Annotated in this window: 18 protein-coding genes; 10 read left to right on the top strand and 8 right to left on the bottom strand. The window is 72.9% G+C overall.

The window, feature by feature from the left end; translation table 11 throughout:
- Positions 1–64 precede the first annotated feature (64 nt).
- A complete protein-coding gene (locus tag AB0H71_RS21605; protein ID WP_357023646.1) occupies positions 65–568 on the top strand; it encodes a flavin reductase family protein in 504 nt (167 codons plus the stop codon).
- Positions 569–575: 7 nt separating this feature from the next.
- Here the strand turns inward: AB0H71_RS21605 and AB0H71_RS21600 are convergent, their stop codons facing one another.
- Positions 576–1193, bottom strand: coding sequence for a TetR/AcrR family transcriptional regulator (locus AB0H71_RS21600; RefSeq protein ID WP_357023643.1), 618 nt, complete (start codon positions 1191–1193; stop codon positions 576–578).
- Between the two features lie 119 nt (positions 1194–1312).
- Between AB0H71_RS21600 and AB0H71_RS21595 the strand changes: the two genes are divergently transcribed.
- Both AB0H71_RS21595 and AB0H71_RS21590 read left to right on the top strand, forming a co-directional pair.
- Positions 1313–2317: a Rieske 2Fe-2S domain-containing protein gene (locus AB0H71_RS21595; RefSeq protein WP_357023641.1), complete on the top strand. Its 1005-nt coding sequence runs from the start codon at positions 1313–1315 to the stop codon at positions 2315–2317.
- Positions 2314–3399, top strand: a complete 1086-nt coding sequence (locus AB0H71_RS21590; RefSeq protein WP_357023639.1) for a dihydrodipicolinate reductase — start codon at positions 2314–2316, stop codon at positions 3397–3399. The genes AB0H71_RS21595 and AB0H71_RS21590 overlap by 4 nt, the downstream gene beginning before the upstream one ends.
- Positions 3400–3411: 12 nt before the next feature.
- Here the strand turns inward: AB0H71_RS21590 and AB0H71_RS21585 are convergent, their stop codons facing one another.
- Together AB0H71_RS21585 and AB0H71_RS21580 are read right to left on the bottom strand one after the other, a co-directional pair.
- Positions 3412–3810, bottom strand: coding sequence for a nuclear transport factor 2 family protein (locus AB0H71_RS21585; RefSeq protein WP_357023636.1), 399 nt, complete (start codon positions 3808–3810; stop codon positions 3412–3414).
- On the bottom strand, positions 3807–4850 hold the full coding sequence (locus tag AB0H71_RS21580) for a zinc-binding dehydrogenase (protein WP_357023633.1): 1044 nt from the start codon (positions 4848–4850) through the stop codon (positions 3807–3809). The genes AB0H71_RS21585 and AB0H71_RS21580 overlap by 4 nt, the downstream gene beginning before the upstream one ends.
- 98 nt (positions 4851–4948) lie before the next feature.
- Between AB0H71_RS21580 and AB0H71_RS21575 the strand changes: the two genes are divergently transcribed.
- Positions 4949–5797 (top strand): helix-turn-helix domain-containing protein, encoded by an 849-nt coding sequence (locus AB0H71_RS21575; RefSeq protein ID WP_357023630.1) that lies wholly within the window; start codon positions 4949–4951, stop codon positions 5795–5797.
- Here AB0H71_RS21575 and AB0H71_RS21570 read toward each other — a convergent pair.
- Together AB0H71_RS21570 and AB0H71_RS21565 are read right to left on the bottom strand one after the other, a co-directional pair.
- Positions 5794–7443 (bottom strand): class I adenylate-forming enzyme family protein, encoded by a 1650-nt coding sequence (locus tag AB0H71_RS21570; RefSeq protein ID WP_357023628.1) that lies wholly within the window; start codon positions 7441–7443, stop codon positions 5794–5796. The genes AB0H71_RS21575 and AB0H71_RS21570 overlap by 4 nt on opposite strands.
- Positions 7444–7447: 4 nt before the next feature.
- Positions 7448–8620, bottom strand: coding sequence for a thiolase family protein (locus tag AB0H71_RS21565; RefSeq protein WP_357023625.1), 1173 nt, complete (start codon positions 8618–8620; stop codon positions 7448–7450).
- A 106-nt stretch (positions 8621–8726) separates the two neighbouring features.
- On the opposite strand from AB0H71_RS21565, the gene AB0H71_RS21560 reads away from it, so the two are divergent.
- The 3 genes from AB0H71_RS21560 to AB0H71_RS21550 are packed head-to-tail and all read left to right on the top strand — an operon-like array spanning position 8727 to position 11203.
- Entirely contained in the window at positions 8727–9557 is an 831-nt protein-coding gene (locus tag AB0H71_RS21560) for an alpha/beta hydrolase (protein ID WP_357023623.1), read from the top strand.
- Positions 9558–9600: 43 nt separating this feature from the next.
- Complete coding sequence (locus AB0H71_RS21555; protein ID WP_357023620.1) at positions 9601–10173, top strand: TetR/AcrR family transcriptional regulator; 573 nt, start codon at positions 9601–9603, stop codon at positions 10171–10173.
- A 40-nt stretch (positions 10174–10213) separates the two neighbouring features.
- Positions 10214–11203, top strand: a complete 990-nt coding sequence (locus tag AB0H71_RS21550; RefSeq protein ID WP_357023617.1) for an NAD-dependent epimerase/dehydratase family protein — start codon at positions 10214–10216, stop codon at positions 11201–11203.
- A gap of 3 nt (positions 11204–11206) precedes the next feature.
- Here the strand turns inward: AB0H71_RS21550 and AB0H71_RS21545 are convergent, their stop codons facing one another.
- The 3 genes from AB0H71_RS21545 to AB0H71_RS21535 are packed head-to-tail and all read right to left on the bottom strand — an operon-like array spanning position 11207 to position 13172.
- Positions 11207–11956 (bottom strand): enoyl-CoA hydratase-related protein, encoded by a 750-nt coding sequence (locus tag AB0H71_RS21545; RefSeq protein WP_357023614.1) that lies wholly within the window; start codon positions 11954–11956, stop codon positions 11207–11209.
- A gap of 60 nt (positions 11957–12016) precedes the next feature.
- Complete coding sequence (locus AB0H71_RS21540) at positions 12017–12610, bottom strand: hypothetical protein (RefSeq protein ID WP_357023611.1); 594 nt, start codon at positions 12608–12610, stop codon at positions 12017–12019.
- A gap of 16 nt (positions 12611–12626) precedes the next feature.
- Positions 12627–13172 (bottom strand): TetR/AcrR family transcriptional regulator, encoded by a 546-nt coding sequence (locus AB0H71_RS21535; RefSeq protein WP_357023609.1) that lies wholly within the window; start codon positions 13170–13172, stop codon positions 12627–12629.
- A 65-nt stretch (positions 13173–13237) separates the two neighbouring features.
- Between AB0H71_RS21535 and AB0H71_RS21530 the strand changes: the two genes are divergently transcribed.
- From AB0H71_RS21530 to efeU, 3 genes are all read left to right on the top strand, one after another.
- On the top strand, positions 13238–14140 hold the full coding sequence (locus tag AB0H71_RS21530; protein WP_357023607.1) for a chlorophyllase: 903 nt from the start codon (positions 13238–13240) through the stop codon (positions 14138–14140).
- Positions 14141–14158: 18 nt separating this feature from the next.
- Complete coding sequence (locus AB0H71_RS21525) at positions 14159–15034, top strand: DUF5995 family protein (protein WP_357023604.1); 876 nt, start codon at positions 14159–14161, stop codon at positions 15032–15034.
- A 144-nt stretch (positions 15035–15178) separates the two neighbouring features.
- Positions 15179–16075, top strand: a complete 897-nt coding sequence (gene efeU, locus AB0H71_RS21520) for an iron uptake transporter permease EfeU (RefSeq protein ID WP_357023601.1) — start codon at positions 15179–15181, stop codon at positions 16073–16075.
- Positions 16076–16079: the final 4 nt, after the last annotated feature.

The following is a 16079-nucleotide window of genomic DNA, read 5'->3' as shown; positions in this document are numbered from 1 at the left end:
CAGACAGCTGTCCATTTCAAGAGCAGGGTTGGCTTCTGATATATCAGATGTTAGATTCGAGACCATGCAGCAGCAGTTCCGTGCCCCGGCCGACGCCGCCGGATTGCGCCGCGCCTTCGGGGCCTTTCCGAGCGGTGTGGTCGCGGTCTGCGCCGAGATCGACGGCGTGCCGGTGGGATTGGCGGTCAGCAGCTTCGTCCCGGTCTCGCTCGACCCGCCGCTGGTGTCGTTCTGCGTGCAGCTCGGCTCGGCCACCTGGCCGGTGCTGCGGCGCTCCGGCAAGCTCGGGCTCAGCCTGCTCGGCACCGGGCAGCGCGCGGCCGCCCGCACCCTCGGCACCCGCGCCGGTGACCGCTTCCAGGGCGTCGCGGTGCGCCGCGGCGAGGCCGGCGCGGTCTTCGTGGAGGGTTCGGCGGCCTGGATCGAGGGCACGCTGGAGACCGTCGTCCCGGCCGGCGACCACGAGGTGGCGCTGGTGCGGATCGAGCGGATCGCCACCGAGGACGGCGCGGAGCCGCTCATCTTCCACGGCAGCCGCTTCCGGCAGCTGCTGACCGAGCCCGCCTGACCCCGCCTCAGCGCTCCAGATAGGCCACGATCCCGCCGATCAGCGCCGCCATGGCATCGTCCAGGTCGCCGTAGGTGCCGAGCGTGCGCTCCGAGGTGATGCCGCGCATGGCGGCCGGGAGGAGCGCGGCCACCCGGCGCACCCGGACCGGGTCGAGCCCGAGGTCGGCGAAGGCGTTCTGGCAGGCGCGCTCCCAGTTCGGCCGCCAGGAGGCCAGCTCGGCGGCGGTGAGCGGGTAGTCGCGCTCCAGCTCGGCGTGGTCGCGGGGGAGCGCGGCGCGCAGCGTCTCGATGGCCAGCGATTCCGGGCGGCGCAGCCCGGTGTAGAGCGCGTCGACCATGGCGGCCACCCGGTCGTGCAGCGTGCCGCCGGGTTCCAGCCCGGCCGGGAGGTCGCCGCGCTGATCGGCGGTGTGCCGCAGCACCGCGGCCCAGAGCCCGTCGATCCCGCCGAACTGGTACTTGACCACACTCCAGGTGGCGCCGATGTCGCGGGCGATCCGATTGCCGGAGACCGCGGCCGGATCGCCGGTCGCCAGCGACCTGATCGCCGCCTCCAGCATGCTCTCCCTGGAGCGCAAGCCGCGCCGGTTGGCTCGCCGCCCCGCCGTCGCCGCTTCCGTCATGAATCCGAGATTACCCGCTGTGACCTGCGGAATCTAGTTTCGTAGAACCCTCTTGAATAATATCGAAGAGGGTTCTACGATCAGGTCACCGACAGCCACCGAGCACGTGGAGGACCGAGATGGCGAAGCCACCCCTGTCGATGGAGCCGACGGGCTGGTTCCAGGTCGCCTGGTCCGCGGAGCTCGCGGCCGGCGCGGTGCACACCATGAAGTACTTCGGCCGCGAGCTGGTGGCCTGGCGCTCGGCCGCCGGGCGGATCGCGGTCTTCGACGCCTACTGCGAGCACCTCGGCGCGCACCTGGGGTACGGCGGGCACGTCGAGGGGGAGAACCTGGTGTGCCCGTTCCACGGCTGGGAGTGGAGCCGCGAGGGGCGCAATGTCTGCATCCCGTACGAGAGCCACCCGAACCGGGGGCGCCGCATTCGCAGCTACCCGGCGGTGGAGCGCAACGAGGCGGTCTGGATGTGGTTCGACCGCGACGGCCGCGCACCGTTCTTCGACGTCCCGGATATCTTCACCGCGTTCGGCGACGGCAAGAGCGCCGCGGATTACTACCCGCCGGTGCCCGGCGCCACCCTGTTCCGGCAGGGGCTGGAGCTGCACCCGCAGTACATCATGGAGAACGGCGTCGATTTCGCGCACTTCAAATTCGTGCACAAGACGCCGTTCGTGCCGGAGTTCACCCGGCACGATTTCTCCGGCCCGGTCTCCTACGTCGACTTCACCATCGATTTCGACCCGGAGGCGCGCGTCGGCGAGGCGAACAGCGGGGTCGAGTCCATCAATGCCGGGCTCGGCTGCTCGATCACCAAGAGCTGGGGCATGGTGGACAACCGCACCATGCCCGCGGTCACCCCGGTCGACGACGCCACCTCCGACGTCCGCTTCACCGTGTGGATCGGCCGCAAACCCGGCGACGACCGCGCGGAGCTCGGCCGCTACGGAAAGACCATGGCCGACTACGTGATCGAGCAGTTCGCCGCCGACGTGCACATCTGGGCGCACCAGCGCTACTCCGACCCGCCCGCGCTCTCGCGCAAGGAGTACTCCGGCTTCACCGCGCTGCGCGCGTGGGCGCAGCAGTTCTACCCCGCCGAATCTCTTTCGAAAGGCCAGCCATGAGCACCACCGACAAGGTCCGGGTATTCCAGGTCGCCACCGGCAATCTCGGCACCGAGCTGATCGGGCGCATTCGCGAGCACCCCGACCTGGAATTGATCGGGCTGCACTGCTATTCGCCGGAGAAGGTGGGCCGGGACGCGGGCGAGATCGTCGGCATCGGCCCGATCGGCGTGGTCGCCACCGGCACGGTCGAGGAGATCATCGCCGCGAAGCCCGATGTGCTCACCTTCCACGGCGTCTTCCCGGACGAGGAGCTCTACGTCCGGGTGCTCGAAGCCGGAATCGACGTGGTGACGACGGCCGACTGGATCACCGGTTTCCACCGCGACAAGAATCATCCGCACCCGTCCGGCCGGAAGGTCAGCGAACTCATTCAGGCTGCCTGCGAGCGCGGTAATTCCACGTTCTACGGCACCGGGATGAATCCGGGGCTGTGCCAGATTCTCGGGATCGTGCACAGCGCCGACGTCGCCGAGATCGAGAACGTGACGGTCACCGAATCGGTCGACGTCTCCTGCCACCACTCGGTCGACACCTGGAAGGCGGTGGGGTACGGCCTGCCCGCCGACGACCCGGCCATTCCGGACTCGCTGTACAAGTACACCGCCGTCTTCGCCGACTCGGTGTACCTCATGGCCGACGCCTTCGACCTGGAACTCGACGAGGTGACCTTCTCCTACGAACTCGGCGTCTGTACCAAGGACGTCGACCTGGGCTGGTACCGGCTGCCCAAGGGGTCGCTCGGCGGGAGCTACATCAAATACCAGGGGCTGGTGGACGGGGTGCCGCGGGTGGAATCGCACCTGGAGTGGCAGATGACCCCGCACACCGACCCCTCGTGGGATATCAAGGGCTGCTACATCACGCAGGTCACCGGCGATCCGAGCATCTACAGCAAGCACATGATCTTCCCCAGGCCCGGCGTCGACCTCTCCGACCCGGCCTCCTTCGCCAAGATCGGGATGACGGTCACCGGGTTGCCCGCGCTGAACGCCATCCGCTCGGTGGTCGCGGCGCGTCCCGGCATCATCACCAGCGCCGACCTGCCGCTGCGCAGCTTCGCCGGGCGCTTCCGGCTCTGAAGCCGCAGGCGCTCAGGGCGCCACCATGCGGACGGCGGTGAAGCGGCGGCGGTGCACGCGCCAGCCGGCCTCGGTGCGGAGCAGGTCGTCGTCGTAGTAGCCGGTGGCCTGCACGCCCGAGGCGCCGTCCGACGTCAGGACCAGGCTGTCCACGTAGGTGCGGGCGGTGGCGCGATCGCCGTCGACAGCGATTGCGATATTGCTCAACCGGTGCAGCGTGTGCCCGGCGGCGGCGTGCGCGCGCTCCATGAAGTCGGTGACCTCGTCGACGCCGTGCCAGCGGCCGATCTCGCCGTAGTCCAGCTCGCAGTCCGGGGTGAAGACGGTGCGGAAGAGCGGCCAGTCGCGGCGGTCGATGCCGGAGGCGTAGCGCACCAGCAGGTCGGTGATGTCGAGGCGGTCGTCGCTCATCGGGGGTCTCCGTTCGGGTGCACGATGATCCGGGCCGGGCCCTCGGAGCGGCGGACCCGGTCGAGCGCGGCGGGCACCTCGTCCAGGCCGATGACCGCGCCGACGCTGGGCAGCGGGTCGAGGGTGCCCGCGACGATGGCGTCCAGCGTGCCGTACCAGTCGCCCGGCATCGGGCCGCCGCCGAACTGCACGGTGACGCCGGTGCGGGTGGCGGCGGTGATGTCCAGGGTGTCGCCGGTGTACCAGCCGCCCGCGCAGGCGATCCTGGTGCCCATATCGGCCTCGTCGACCAGCCGCTGCACCAGCCCCGGCGCCCCCGCGCACTCGAAGACCACCGGCACGCCCCAGGCATTGTGCTCGGCGCGCACCGAGCGCCAGACCTCGAACGGCGAGTTCTCGGCCGGGTCCACCAGAATGTGCGCGCCGAAGGCATCCCGGGCCAGCGCGCGCCGCGCGGGGTCGAAGTCCGAGACGATGATCGGCGCGATCCCGCGCGCGGCGAGCGCGGCCACCGCGGAGAGCCCGATGGCGCCCGCACCGATCACGATCGGAATCTCGCCGGGGCCGGGATTCGCGGTGCGGACGTAGAACTCGCCGACCGCGAAGGCGTCGGTGAGCGCGGCGGCATCCGGCGCGACGGTGTCCGGCACCGCCCGCGCGATCGACTCCGCCACCACCACCCGCTCGGCGAAGCTGCCCGGCGCCTCCGGGTGCTGCCCGATGATCCGGATCGCGTCGTCCTGCACCCGGATCGGGATCGAGGTGACCCGCGTGCCCACCGGGAACTCGCCGGAGCAGCCGGGCCCGTGCCCGATCACCGCGCCGACGAACTCGTGCCCGAGCACCACATCGGCCTCCGCGTCGTAGCGCGAACGGCCGGTGCGATCGTCGGTGCCCGCCTCCGGATGGTCCATGAAGTGCACGTCGGAGGCGCAGATCGCTGTGCTCAGCACGGAGAGCAGCAGCTCGCCGCGCCCCGGCACCGGCTCCGCCGTCTCCCGGACGGACAACGCGCCGTCGCGCAGAACCACAGCCCGCATCGGCGTCACCTCCAGCTAGCTGCTACTCTCGAATATTCGAGAAGGACTTTCGAATTATCGATACGAGCGTAGGCCGGTGGCCGAGGAGGGGTCAAGACATGCGGGGATCGGCGCCGACGGCCCGTGCGCTGGACATCGTGGAACTGCTGGTGCGCGCGGGGGAGCGGCGGCTGCGCTTCTCCGACGTGGTGCGCGAACTGGAGCTCACCCAGGCCACCGCGCACGCCATCCTCACGACGCTCTGCGACCGCGGCTGGGCGACCAGGGATCCGGTGGACAAGACCTTCGGCGTCGGACCCGCGCTGGCCGTGGTGGCGGCGCGCGCGCAGGCCGCGCGGCCGCTGGCGGTGGCGGCACGCACGGCGGCGGCCGCGGTCGCGGCGGAGCTGGGGTACCCGGGATCGGTGGTCGAGCGGGTGGACGACGCGCTGGTCATCACCGCCTTCGCGGGCGGCGACGCGGGCCACCCGGCCGGGCAGCCGGGCGACCGCATCCCCTACGCGCCGCCCTTCGGTGCCGCCTTCGCCGCCTGGGCGCCGGAGCCGGAGCGCCGCGCCTGGATCGACCGCTGCGGCGCCGACGCTGCGGTGACCGAGCGGCTGGAGCGGGTGCTGGCCCGCACCCGCGCCCGCGGCTTCGACATCGACTGGACCACCCCGGCGCTCGCCCAGGCCGCGCACCTGGTGGGCGAGCTGGACGAGGGCGGGCTGCCACCACGGGTGCGGCGGATCATGGAGGCGCTGCTCGCCGAATTCGGCAGCGTCGGACTTCTCTCCGACGACGATCCGGAGCGGGAGACCCGGCCGGTGGTGAGCCTTACCGCCCCGGTGTTCGGCGCGCACGGCGAGGTCGCGCTGGTCCTTGGCGCGCACCCGCTGCGCGCGCTGACCACCGCCGAACTCGTCGCCGCCGGAGCGGTACTGACCAGGGCCGCGGCCGGGATCTAGCGTGCCGCGTAGCGGCGCCGGAGTTCGCGCTTGAGCAGCTTCCCGGTGGCGTTGCGCGGCAGCGGGCTCTGGTCGAAGAGCACCTCGGACGGGACCTTGTACTCCGGCAGCGTGCGCCGGGCCAGCTCGCGCACCTGCTCGGCGTCGAGCTCGTACCCCGGCTCCAGGGTGACCGCGACGACCACCCGCTCGCCGCGCCGCTCGTCCGGGATGCCGAAGGCGGCGACCTCGGTGAAGGCGTCGCCCGCCATGAGCGCCGCCTCCACCTCGGTGCAGGCGATGTTCTCCCCGGCCGAGATGACGATGTCCTTGCTCCGGTCCACCAGGTACACCAGGCCGTGCTCGTCCAGGTAGCCGAGGTCGCCGGTGGCCAGCCAGCCGTGCTGCGGCGCGGCGCCGACGTACCCGGCCATCACCAGCCCGCCGCGTAGCTCCAGCTCCCCGACGGTGCCCGCGGGCACCTCGGCGCCGTTCGCGTCGGTGACCCTGACCTCCATCGTCGGGCTCATGGGTCCCGCGGTGTCCGGGAACTCGCCGAGCAGCGCGCCGCCCGCGGTGCAGACGCTGCCCGCGGTCTCGGTCATGCCCCAACCCGCGCTGCGCTGGGCCACCGGCAGGGTGGCGGCGATGCGGGCGGTGAGGTTGGGCGGGGTGGCCTGGCCGCCGGGGGTGAGGTTCACCAGCGAGGCCAGCTTCTCCTGCGCGCCCGCCACTTTGAGCAGCTCGTCCACGGTCATGGGTGGCCCGGACATCAGGGTGATGCGGTGCTCCGCGATGAGCGCGGCCGCGGTCTCGGCGTCCCAGCGCGTCATGGTGGCGACGTGGCCGCCGGTATTGAGCACCGAGAAGAGCCCGGCCAGCCCGGAGACGTGGAAGAGGGGGAAGATCAGCAGCGCCGAGACCGGCGGCACCAGCCCGCGCAGGTCGTCGAGCGGAATCCCGTAGCGGTGCGCCGCTATGCGCAGGTTGCACTCGGTGACGAAGCGCATGTTCAGCACCACATTGCCGATATTGCGGTGCGTGAGCCGCACGCCCTTGGCCCGGCCGGAGGTGCCCGAGGTGAAGAGGATCAGGCACTCCGCGTCCGGCGGTACCTCGTGCGCGGGCCCGGGGTCGGCGGCGTCAAGGAGCGCGTCGAGGTCGTCGGTGCCGAGCAGCGCGGTGTCCGGGGCGATACCGCGCAGCAGCGTGAGCCGCGGCCGGTCGGCGACGATCACCGCGCTCGGCACGTCGGCGAGCGCCGCCGCCAGCTCGGCGGTGCTGCCCCTGGCGTTGTAGAGCACCGCGACGGCCCCGAGCCGGGCCGCGGCGAAGAGCGCGACCAGGTAGGCGGGCTGGTTGGCCATGGCGATCCCGACCCGGTCACCCGCGCCGATCCCGTGCGCCCGGTGCAGCACCCCGGCCAGGCGGCGGGCGCGGTCGAAAACGTCGGCGTAGGTGTGGGTCTCGGCGCCGGCGGTGAGGGTGTTCGCGGCGAACCGGCGCTCGATATCGGCGAGAATCGCGGCGAGATCGCCCGCCCCGTGCCGATAGGTCCGCACCGGGTGCCCGGCGACCTCGACCTCGGTGGTCTCGAAGGGCGCCCCGGGAGCGGTGAGCTCGCGCTCGATGGCGCGGACGACGTCGATGATCGGGATATCCGGCACCGGCTCAGACCTCGATGACGACGGCGCCGCCCTGGCCGCCGCCCGCGCACATGGCCGCCACGCCGATCCCGCCGCCGCGGCGGCGCAGCTCGTAGATCAGCGTGGTGATCATCCGGGCACCGGAGGCCGCGATGGGGTGGCCGAGGCTGCACCCGCTGCCGGAGAAATTCACCAGCTCCTCGTCCAGCCCGTGCTCGCGGACCGCCGCGATCGGCACCGAGGCGAAGGCCTCGTTGATCTCCCACAGCGCCACATCCGACGGCTTCAGCCCGGCCCGGTCCAGCACCTTGCCGATCACCGCCACCGCCCCGAACCCGGTATCGGCCGGGGGCACCGCCGCGTTCGCCCAGGCCCGGACCCGGGCCAGCACGGTCAGGCTCTCCGCCTCGGCGTACTCGCGGGCGGTGAGCGCGACGGCCGCCGCGGCGTCGTTGATCCCGCTGCTGTTGCCTGCGGTGATGGAGAAGCCCTCGATCTCGGGGTGCAGCACCTTGAGCTGGGCGAGTTTCTCCACGGTGGTGTCGCGGCGCGGGTGCTCGTCCACCGCGAAATCGACCACCGAGCCGTCCGGGCGCTCGACCTTCAGCGCCACGATCTCCTCGGCGAACCGGCCGTCGTCGATGGCGGCGACCGCCCGGTGGTGCGAGCGCGCCGCCCAGGCATCCATCTCGGCCCGGGAGATCCCCGCCCTGCGGGCGGTGTTCCAGCCGACGGTGATCGACATGTCGAGGGCGGGGGCGTCCGGGGTCTCCGGGTGCGAGGGCGGCAGCCAGCCTTCCCGGAACTCGGCCGTGCCCGGAATCCGCACCCGCATGGCCGGATTCAGCGACAGCGACTGCACCCCGCCGGCGATGATCACCCGCTCCATGCCGGTGCCGATGTGCGCGGCGCCATTGGCGATGGCGGTGAGGCTGCCCGCGCAGTGCCGGTTCACCGACTGGCCGGGCGCGGTCGTGAGCCCGGCGGCGACCGCGGCGTAGCGGGCCAGATCGCCGCCGCCGTAGTGCGATTCGCCCAGGATGACGTCGTCCACCGCGGCCGGGTCCAGCCCGGCGCGGCGCACCACCTCGGGCAGCACCGCCCCCGCGAGCGCCTCCGGCGGCGTCTCCGTCAGGGTGCCTTTATAGGCGCGTCCGATCGCGGTGCGCACCGCTCCGACCAGCACTGGTTCGGCCATCACTCTCATCTCCCGATCTCGGCGACCCCCTCAAAATAGAACAAGTTCCGCAATCTTGTGGACAGTTGTCCATACTGATGTCCATGTTCGGGGCTATCCTGCGCGCATGGTGACGACGGAGCGGCTGCGGCTGCGCGGGCTGGAGTTCGAGGTCGACGCGCGCGCCGCCGGCGGCGATCGGGCGGTGCTGCTGCTGCACGGGTTCCCGCAGAGCTCGGCCTCCTGGGATGCCGTCGGGGACGCGCTCGCCGAGCGCGGGGTGCGCAGCTGGGCGCCGAACCAGCGCGGCTACTCGCCCGGCGCGCGCCCGGCGGGTGTCGAGGCGTACCGGCTGCGCGAACTGGTCGCCGACGTGGTCGCGCTCTGCGATGCCCTTGACCTTCCGGCCGTGCACCTGGCCGGGCACGACTGGGGCGCCGTCGTCGCCTGGGCGGTCGCCGCGTACCACCCGGAGCGGGTCACCTCGGTCACCGCGCTCTCGGTGCCGCACCCGGCGGCCTTCGCGGCGGCCATCGCGGACGACCCGGTGCAGCGGGAGAAGTCGAGCTACCTGGAGTACCTCGTCGCGCCCGGCTCCGAGGAGGTGCTCGCCGCCGACGGCGCCGCCGGGCTGCGGCTCGGTTTCGGCACGGCGGTGCCGGTATCGGTCGCCGACCGGCACATCGCCCGGCTGCTGCAACCCGACGCGATGAAATCCGCGCTGCACTGGTACCGCGCCATCGGCGCCGACTGGGCGGCGGTGCCGCCGGTGACCGTGCCCGCCACCCTGGTCTGGGGCACCGAGGACATGGCCGTCGCGCGCACCGGCATCGACCGGTGCCGCGACCACGTCCCCGGCGGGCTCGACCTCGTGGTGCTGGACGGCCGCGGCCACTGGCTCCCCGAGGAGGCGCCCGCGGAGACCGCGGCGGCGATCCTGCGCCGGGTGGGGGTGTGATGCCGAGCGGCGGGGGCCGGGCGCTGTAGTACCGTTCGAGATCATGTCCGACCCCGCCCCTGCCGAATCGGCCCGCCGCCGCCTCTCCGGCAAGCGGGTCGAGACCGTGCAGCGGCTGGCGAGCGCCGCCATCGAGACGCTGCGCACCGTGCGCTACCCCGACCTCACGCTGCCCATGGTGGCCGCCGAGGCCGGGGTGGCGCGGGCGACCGCCTACACCTACTTCTCCTCCCGCGAGCACCTCATCGCCGAGGTGTACTGGCGGCGGCTCACCGCGGGCGCCCCCGGCGGCGCCGACTCGCCGGACGTGCTGGTCCGGGTGGCCGGGGTGCTGCGTTACCTGGCCCTGGTCGCCGCCGACGAACCCGCCTTCGGGCACGCCGTCTCCGCCGCGCTGCACAGCTCCGACCCCGATGTCGAGCTGCTGCGCACCGAGATCGGCAGGCACATCCACCGGCTCATCGCCGCCGCGGTGGGCAGCGACGGCGACGCCCAGCTCGTCTTCCTGCTGGAGCTGCTCTACACCGGCGGCATCATGCGCGCCGGGATCGGCGGCGCCTCCTACCCCGAGGTAGCCGATCAGCTGGAAGCGGCGGTGCCCCGGCTCTTCCGCTGACCATTGACGCCTGTCTGGACAGTCGTCTACTTTCGGGGTTATGAGCGGTAGCAGCCTCGTCGTCGGCGCGAGTGGATTCCTCGGCTCCCAGGTCACCAGGGCGCTGGCCGAGCGCGGCGAGCGGGTCAGGGCGCTGGTGCGCCCGACCAGTTCGCTGCGCGCGCTGGCGGGCGTCGATGCCGAGATCGTGCACGGCGATATCGACGATCCCGAGTCGCTACGCGCGGCCATGGCGGGCTGCGCCGTCGTCTACTACTGCGTGGTGGACGCCCGACCCTGGCTCCGCGACCCCGCGCCGCTGTATCGCACCAATGTCGAGTCCCTGCGCACCGTGCTGGAGGTCGCGGCCGGGGCGGGGCTGCGGCGCTTCGTCTTCACCTCGTCGGTCGCCACGCTGCCCATCGGCGCCGCGCCGGTCGCCGAGGACGCCGGGCCGCACAACTGGCAGCGCCGCGGCGGGGACTACGTGCGGTCCCGGGTACTGGCCGAGGAACTGGTGCTCGAGTACGCCGGGGAGCGCGGGCTGCCCGCGGTCGCGATGTGCGTCGCCAACACCTACGGCCCCGGCGACTACCAGCCCACCCCGCACGGGAGCTTCGTGGCCATGGCCGCGCGCGGGAAGCTGCCGCTGTATGTGCGCGGCGCCGGCGCCGAGGTGGTCGATATCCGGGACGCCGCCGAGGCGCTGATCCTGGCGGCCGAGCACGGCAGGCCGGGGGAGCGCTACATCGTCTCGGCGGGCTGGCGCGGCACCCGCGAGCTGCACGACCTCGCCGCGCGCACCACCGGCGCCCCGCCCGCCCGCTACGGCATCCCGCGCGCGGTGCTGCCGGTGGCCGGGCTGCTCGGCGAGTTCACCGCCCGGGTGGCGCGGAAGGATGTCCGGGTGACCAGGGTCAGCATGCGGCTCATGCACACCATGACCCCGCTCGACCACGGCAAGGCCGAGCGCGAACTCGGCTGGCGGCCGCGGCCGATCGAGGAGACCGTCGCCGACGCGGCCCGCTTCTTCACCCGGCCGCGGCGGTAGGGGTCAGCGGCCGGTCCAGCGCGGTTCCCGCTTCTCGAAGAAGGCGGCGAGCCCCTCGCCCAGATCGGCCGAGCGCAGCAGCTCCGCGTGCGTGCCGTGCGAGAGCTCCCAGAGCGCGGATTCGTCGCCCGCGACGGCGGTATTGGCGATGCGGAGAGCGCCGCGCACGGCGAGCGGCGCATTGACGCAGACCCGCTCGGCCAGCTCCAGGGCGCCGGTCAGCGCCGCGCCCGGCTCGGTGAGCCGGTTGACGAAGCCGAGCCGCTCGGCGCGGGCGGCGTCGATATCGTCGCCGGTGAGCAGGAGCTCCCTGGCGACATTGGGCGGCAGCGCCCTGGTGATCCGGAAGGCGCCGCCGAAGTCCGGCATGAGGCCGCGCCGCGGCTCCGGCAGCCCGAACCTGGCGTCGGTGGCGGCCACCACCAGGTCGCAGCAGAGCACCAGCTCCAGCCCGCCGCCGAGCGCGAAGCCCTCCACCGCCGCGATCAGCGGCTTGCTCCGCTCCCTGGTGATGATGCCCGCGATGCCACCGCGCGGGGTCGGCTCACCCGGGCCCGCGGCCAGGTCGGCGCCTGCCGAGAAGAAGCGCGGGCCGCCGGTGAGGACGGCGCACCACTGCTCGGGGTCGTCCTCGAACTCGTTGAGCGCGCGGTCGATTCCCGCGGTGATGCTCGCGTCGATGGCATTGCGCTTGGCCTCGCGGCGCAGCGTGATGACGGTGACCCGGCCCCGCTTCGTGCTCTCGACCGTCATTCCCGCTCCTTCTCGTCGGCTGGACTCGAAGCTGGACAGTAGTCCGTACGGGCGCGGCCGTCAGCTCGACCCGGCGCCCGCGCGCGGCCGCATCGAGGCCAGCAGCCCGACCTGCGGCGCCACCGCGCCGTCCTGCCCGAGCGCGTGGAAATCGGCGGTCACCGCGGCCGGGTCGAGTACGCCCGCGCGCACCGCGTGGTAGCGCACCAGCGACCAGACGAAGGTGTCCAGGTCGTCGAAGCGGGTGCCGCCCTCCAGCACCTCCTCCTCGTGGAACCACACCGCCACCTGGCCGTTGGTGAGCACGGTGTAGAGGTTGCCGCCGCCGTCCGCGCCGACGGTGTAGACGTCCTCGTCGGCCACCTCGGTGCTGTAGTCGCTGTCGAGCAGCCCGCAGTCGTTGGCCGCGAAGCCGAAGCCGTAGGACCAGTCGGCGATATCCAGGATGTCCGGCAGCGTGCCCGCCCGCACCCGGCGGTCGTAGGCGGCGAGCGCCGCCGCGTCGCTCGGTGCGAGCTTGGCCAGGAACGGCTCGACCGGCCGCACCTCCGACTCGTCGATGGTCGCGCGCGGCCGATCGCCGAACCAGCGCGCGAGATCGGCATCGAGGTCGCGCTCGATGTAGCCGACGAGGTCTTCCCGGGTTATCGCCACCGGCGGATCGTAGCGCTCACAGCCCGGCGGTGAAATCCGCGGCCGCGGCGTGGATCCGGGCCGGGTCGCCGCCGCCGAGCAGGTCGAGGAGCAGGCCGCGCAGGGTCGCGATGACCAGCGTCGCGCGCCGGGCCGCCAGGTCGGGGTCGATCTCCGAGCCCTGGGCCGCGCGGAGCGCCGCCGTGAGCTCGGTGCCCGCCTGCGCGAGGAACTCCGCGTAGGCGTCCGGGGCCTGGACCGCGCTGCCGTACACGGCGTAGAAGAGCCGGAAGATGCCGTGCCGCTCCGGGTTCGAGCTGTGCGCCCAGATGGCGCGGGCCGCGGCGCCGAGATCCGGGTACGGCTCCGGGTCGAGCGCGACCCGCTCGCGCAGCCGCCCCAGGACCGCGGCGAGCAGCCGCTCCCTGCTGCCGAAGTGGTGCACCAGCGTGGTGGGGGAGACGCCGAGCGCGGCCGCCATGGGGCGCAGCGAGAGCTCGGCGAAGCCGCTGGCGGCGGCGTGGTTCACCGCCGCGTCGAGCAGCTCCGCGCGCCGCCGGTGGTCGATCGGCCGCCCGGCCATGCTGCCTCCCGCTCCGATTCCTTGTACAGTCGTTCTAGGAATTGTAGCCGGAACCGGGAGAGGTCATGACGGTGAGTGTGGAGGCGGCGCCGGTGGTGTCGGTGGATCCGGTGCTGCTGGCCGTGCCGGGGCGCGGCGCGGCGCTGCGGGTCCGGGTATCGGCGCCGGTGGCCGGCGCGGCGCTGCCGATCATCCTGTTCGCGCACGGGTTCGGGTCGTCCGGGCGGGCCTACGGGCCGCTCGCCGACCACTGGGCGGCCGCGGGTTTCGCGGTGCTGCAACCCACGTTCCGCGATTCCCGCACCCTCGGCCCGATCCCGGACGACCCGCTGCTCTGGCGCTACCGGGTCGAGGACATGCTGCGCATCCTCGACGGGCTGGATTCCATCGCCGCCGCCGTCCCCGGCCTCTCCGGCCGGCTCGACCCGGCGCGCATCGCCGCCGCGGGCCACTCCTTCGGCGGGCAGACCGCGGGCGTGCTGCTCGGGCTGCGCGTCCTCGACCCCGCCACCGGCGCCGGTGCCGACCTCGCCGACGAGCGGGTCCGCGCCGGTGTCCTGCTCGCCACCGCGGGCCGCGGCGGCGCCGACCTGAACCCCGCCGCGGCGGCGAAGTTCCCGTGGCTGAACCCCGATTTCACGCACCTGACCAAGCCGGCTTTCGTCGTCGCCGGCGACGCCGACGCCAGCCCGCTCACCACCCGCGGCCCCGGCTGGCTCACCGACCCCTACCACCTGAGCCCCGGCGCCAGCGCCCTCCTCACCCTGCGCGGCGCCGAGCACTCGCTCGGCGGCATCCCCGGCTACGACGCCGCCGAGACCACCGACCCCCACCCGGCCCGGGTGCGGGCCATCCAGACCCTCACCACCGCCTTCCTCCGCAGCGCCCTCCACCCGGGCGATCCGGAGTGGGATCGCGCCCGCGCGGCCTTCGCCGGCTCGGCACTCGGGCGGCTGGAGATCAAGTGAGGCGGTAGCGTCGGGGCCATGATCGGCCGGATTCTCCTGCTCGTCCTGTCCGCACTCTGCGTGCCGCTCGTCGCCGCGCCGGTGGCCACCGCCGCGCCGGAGGCGGTGTGCGGCACGGCGCCCGGCGCGAGCGAGTACGCCGACCTGGTGGCCTGGTCGGATACCGCGACGCTGGCGGGCTCCCCGCTGGAGCGGCTGGAGACGGCGATCGAGCGGCACCATCGGATCACCGAGGTGCTGGTGCGGCACGGGGATCGGCGCGGCGTCTTCGCCCTCGGCCTGGACGCCGTCGAGCAGGCGGCGGTGCTGCCGCTGCAGCGCGACCCGGCCGCCTTCGCCGACCCGGACTGGGCGCACCGGATCAGCCTCGACCTGCTCTCCCGCTTCCTGGACAACCTGCACGCCGAGTTCACCGGCGCCCCCGCCGACCCGCAGTGGGCGCACTACTTCGCGCTCAGCAGGCAGTGCGAGCTCTCTGCCGCCCGGGTCGCCATGGCCGGGTACAACGCGCACCTCGCGGTGGATCTCGCGTACGCCGTCGCCGCCACCGGGGCCACCCCGGCGAACGCCGGTGACCACTTCCTGATCGTGGACGCCATCGCCCGCAACGGCGCGCTCATCGTGGACGGTACCCGCGAGGTCTACGGCGGCGACCTGGGGCCGCTCTGGCGCTTCTACTTCCTCGGCGAGGGGCTGGACCGGGTGCTCGGCGCCGGCGTCGGCAGCGGCGCGCTGCTGCGCGCCGCCGACGCGGGCGCCAACGTCCTCATCTTCGGCAACGGCCTCGCGCTGCAGGACCCCGCCACCGCCCCGGCCGCGCGCGCCGAGATCGACGCACTCTGGCGCGCCGACGATGCCGCCTTCGAGGTGCTGACCCGGCTCGGCGGGCTCTGACAAAAGCCGCATAAACCCCAATTTGCCGGGAGATTGCCCTTCCTGAATTCGGACATTTCAGGTAGCAACACTTCCGCATCCGCGAATGTGCAACACTGAGCGCGCCCTATCGACTTTGGTAAGGCTCAGTTCATCTCGGGAGCGGTGGTGGAAGGTGTTCTGGCGGCCGGTGCGCCGTCCGTGGCCGCCCAGTTGTTCGGCAGCGGGCTGATCGGGCTGCGCGAGGGGCTGGAGACCGGGATCGTGGTCATGATCCTGGTGGCGTTCCTGGTGAAGTCGGAGCGGCGCGAGGCGCTCAAGTGGGTCGCGCTCGGGGTCGGCACCGCGGTGCTCATGGTGGCGGCGGTCTTCGCCGGTATCCACTACGGGACCTCGACCGTCACCGGGGTCGCCGCCGAGCTCATCGCCGGGCTGGCCTCGCTGGTCGCGGTGGTGATCGTGACCTGGATGGTGCTGTGGATGCGCACCGCCGCGCGCTCGCTCTCCGGCGAGCTGCGCGCGGGGATGACCCGCGCGCTCGCCGTCGGCCCGCTGGCGGTGGTGAGCCTGGCATTCCTCGCGGTCGGCCGCGAGGGGGTGGAGACGGCGCTGCTCATGGTGGGGTACGCGGAGAACTCCGCGGGCAGCCAGTGGCCGCTGCTCGGGCTGCTGCTCGGCATCCTGGCCGCCGCCGCGCTCACCGTCGTGCTCTACCTCGGCGCGGTCCGCATCGACCTGGCCCGGTTCTTCCGCTATACCGGCGTGCTGCTCATCGTGGTCGCCGCCGGAATCCTCGCCTACGGCGTGCGCGCGCTGCAGACGGCGGGCTGGTTGCCCGGGCTGTCGCACCGCGCCTTCGACATCTCGTCCTGGTTCGACATGTCGAGCTGGTATGGCACCGTCGCGGCCGGGCTCGTCAATTTCCGCGCCGACCCCACCTGGCTGCAGGTCATCGCCTGGCTGGCGTACCTGGTCACGGTGCTGTGGCTGTTCCTGAAACCGCTCGCGCCGGTCGAATCGGCGCGCCCGCGATCCTCGACAGAGACGACGCCCGCGTCGTGAGCGA

The organism is Nocardia sp. NPDC050697 (genome assembly GCF_040654395.1).
Lineage (GTDB): Bacteria > Actinomycetota > Actinomycetes > Mycobacteriales > Mycobacteriaceae > Nocardia.
This window is presented reverse-complemented; position numbering and strand designations above follow the sequence as displayed.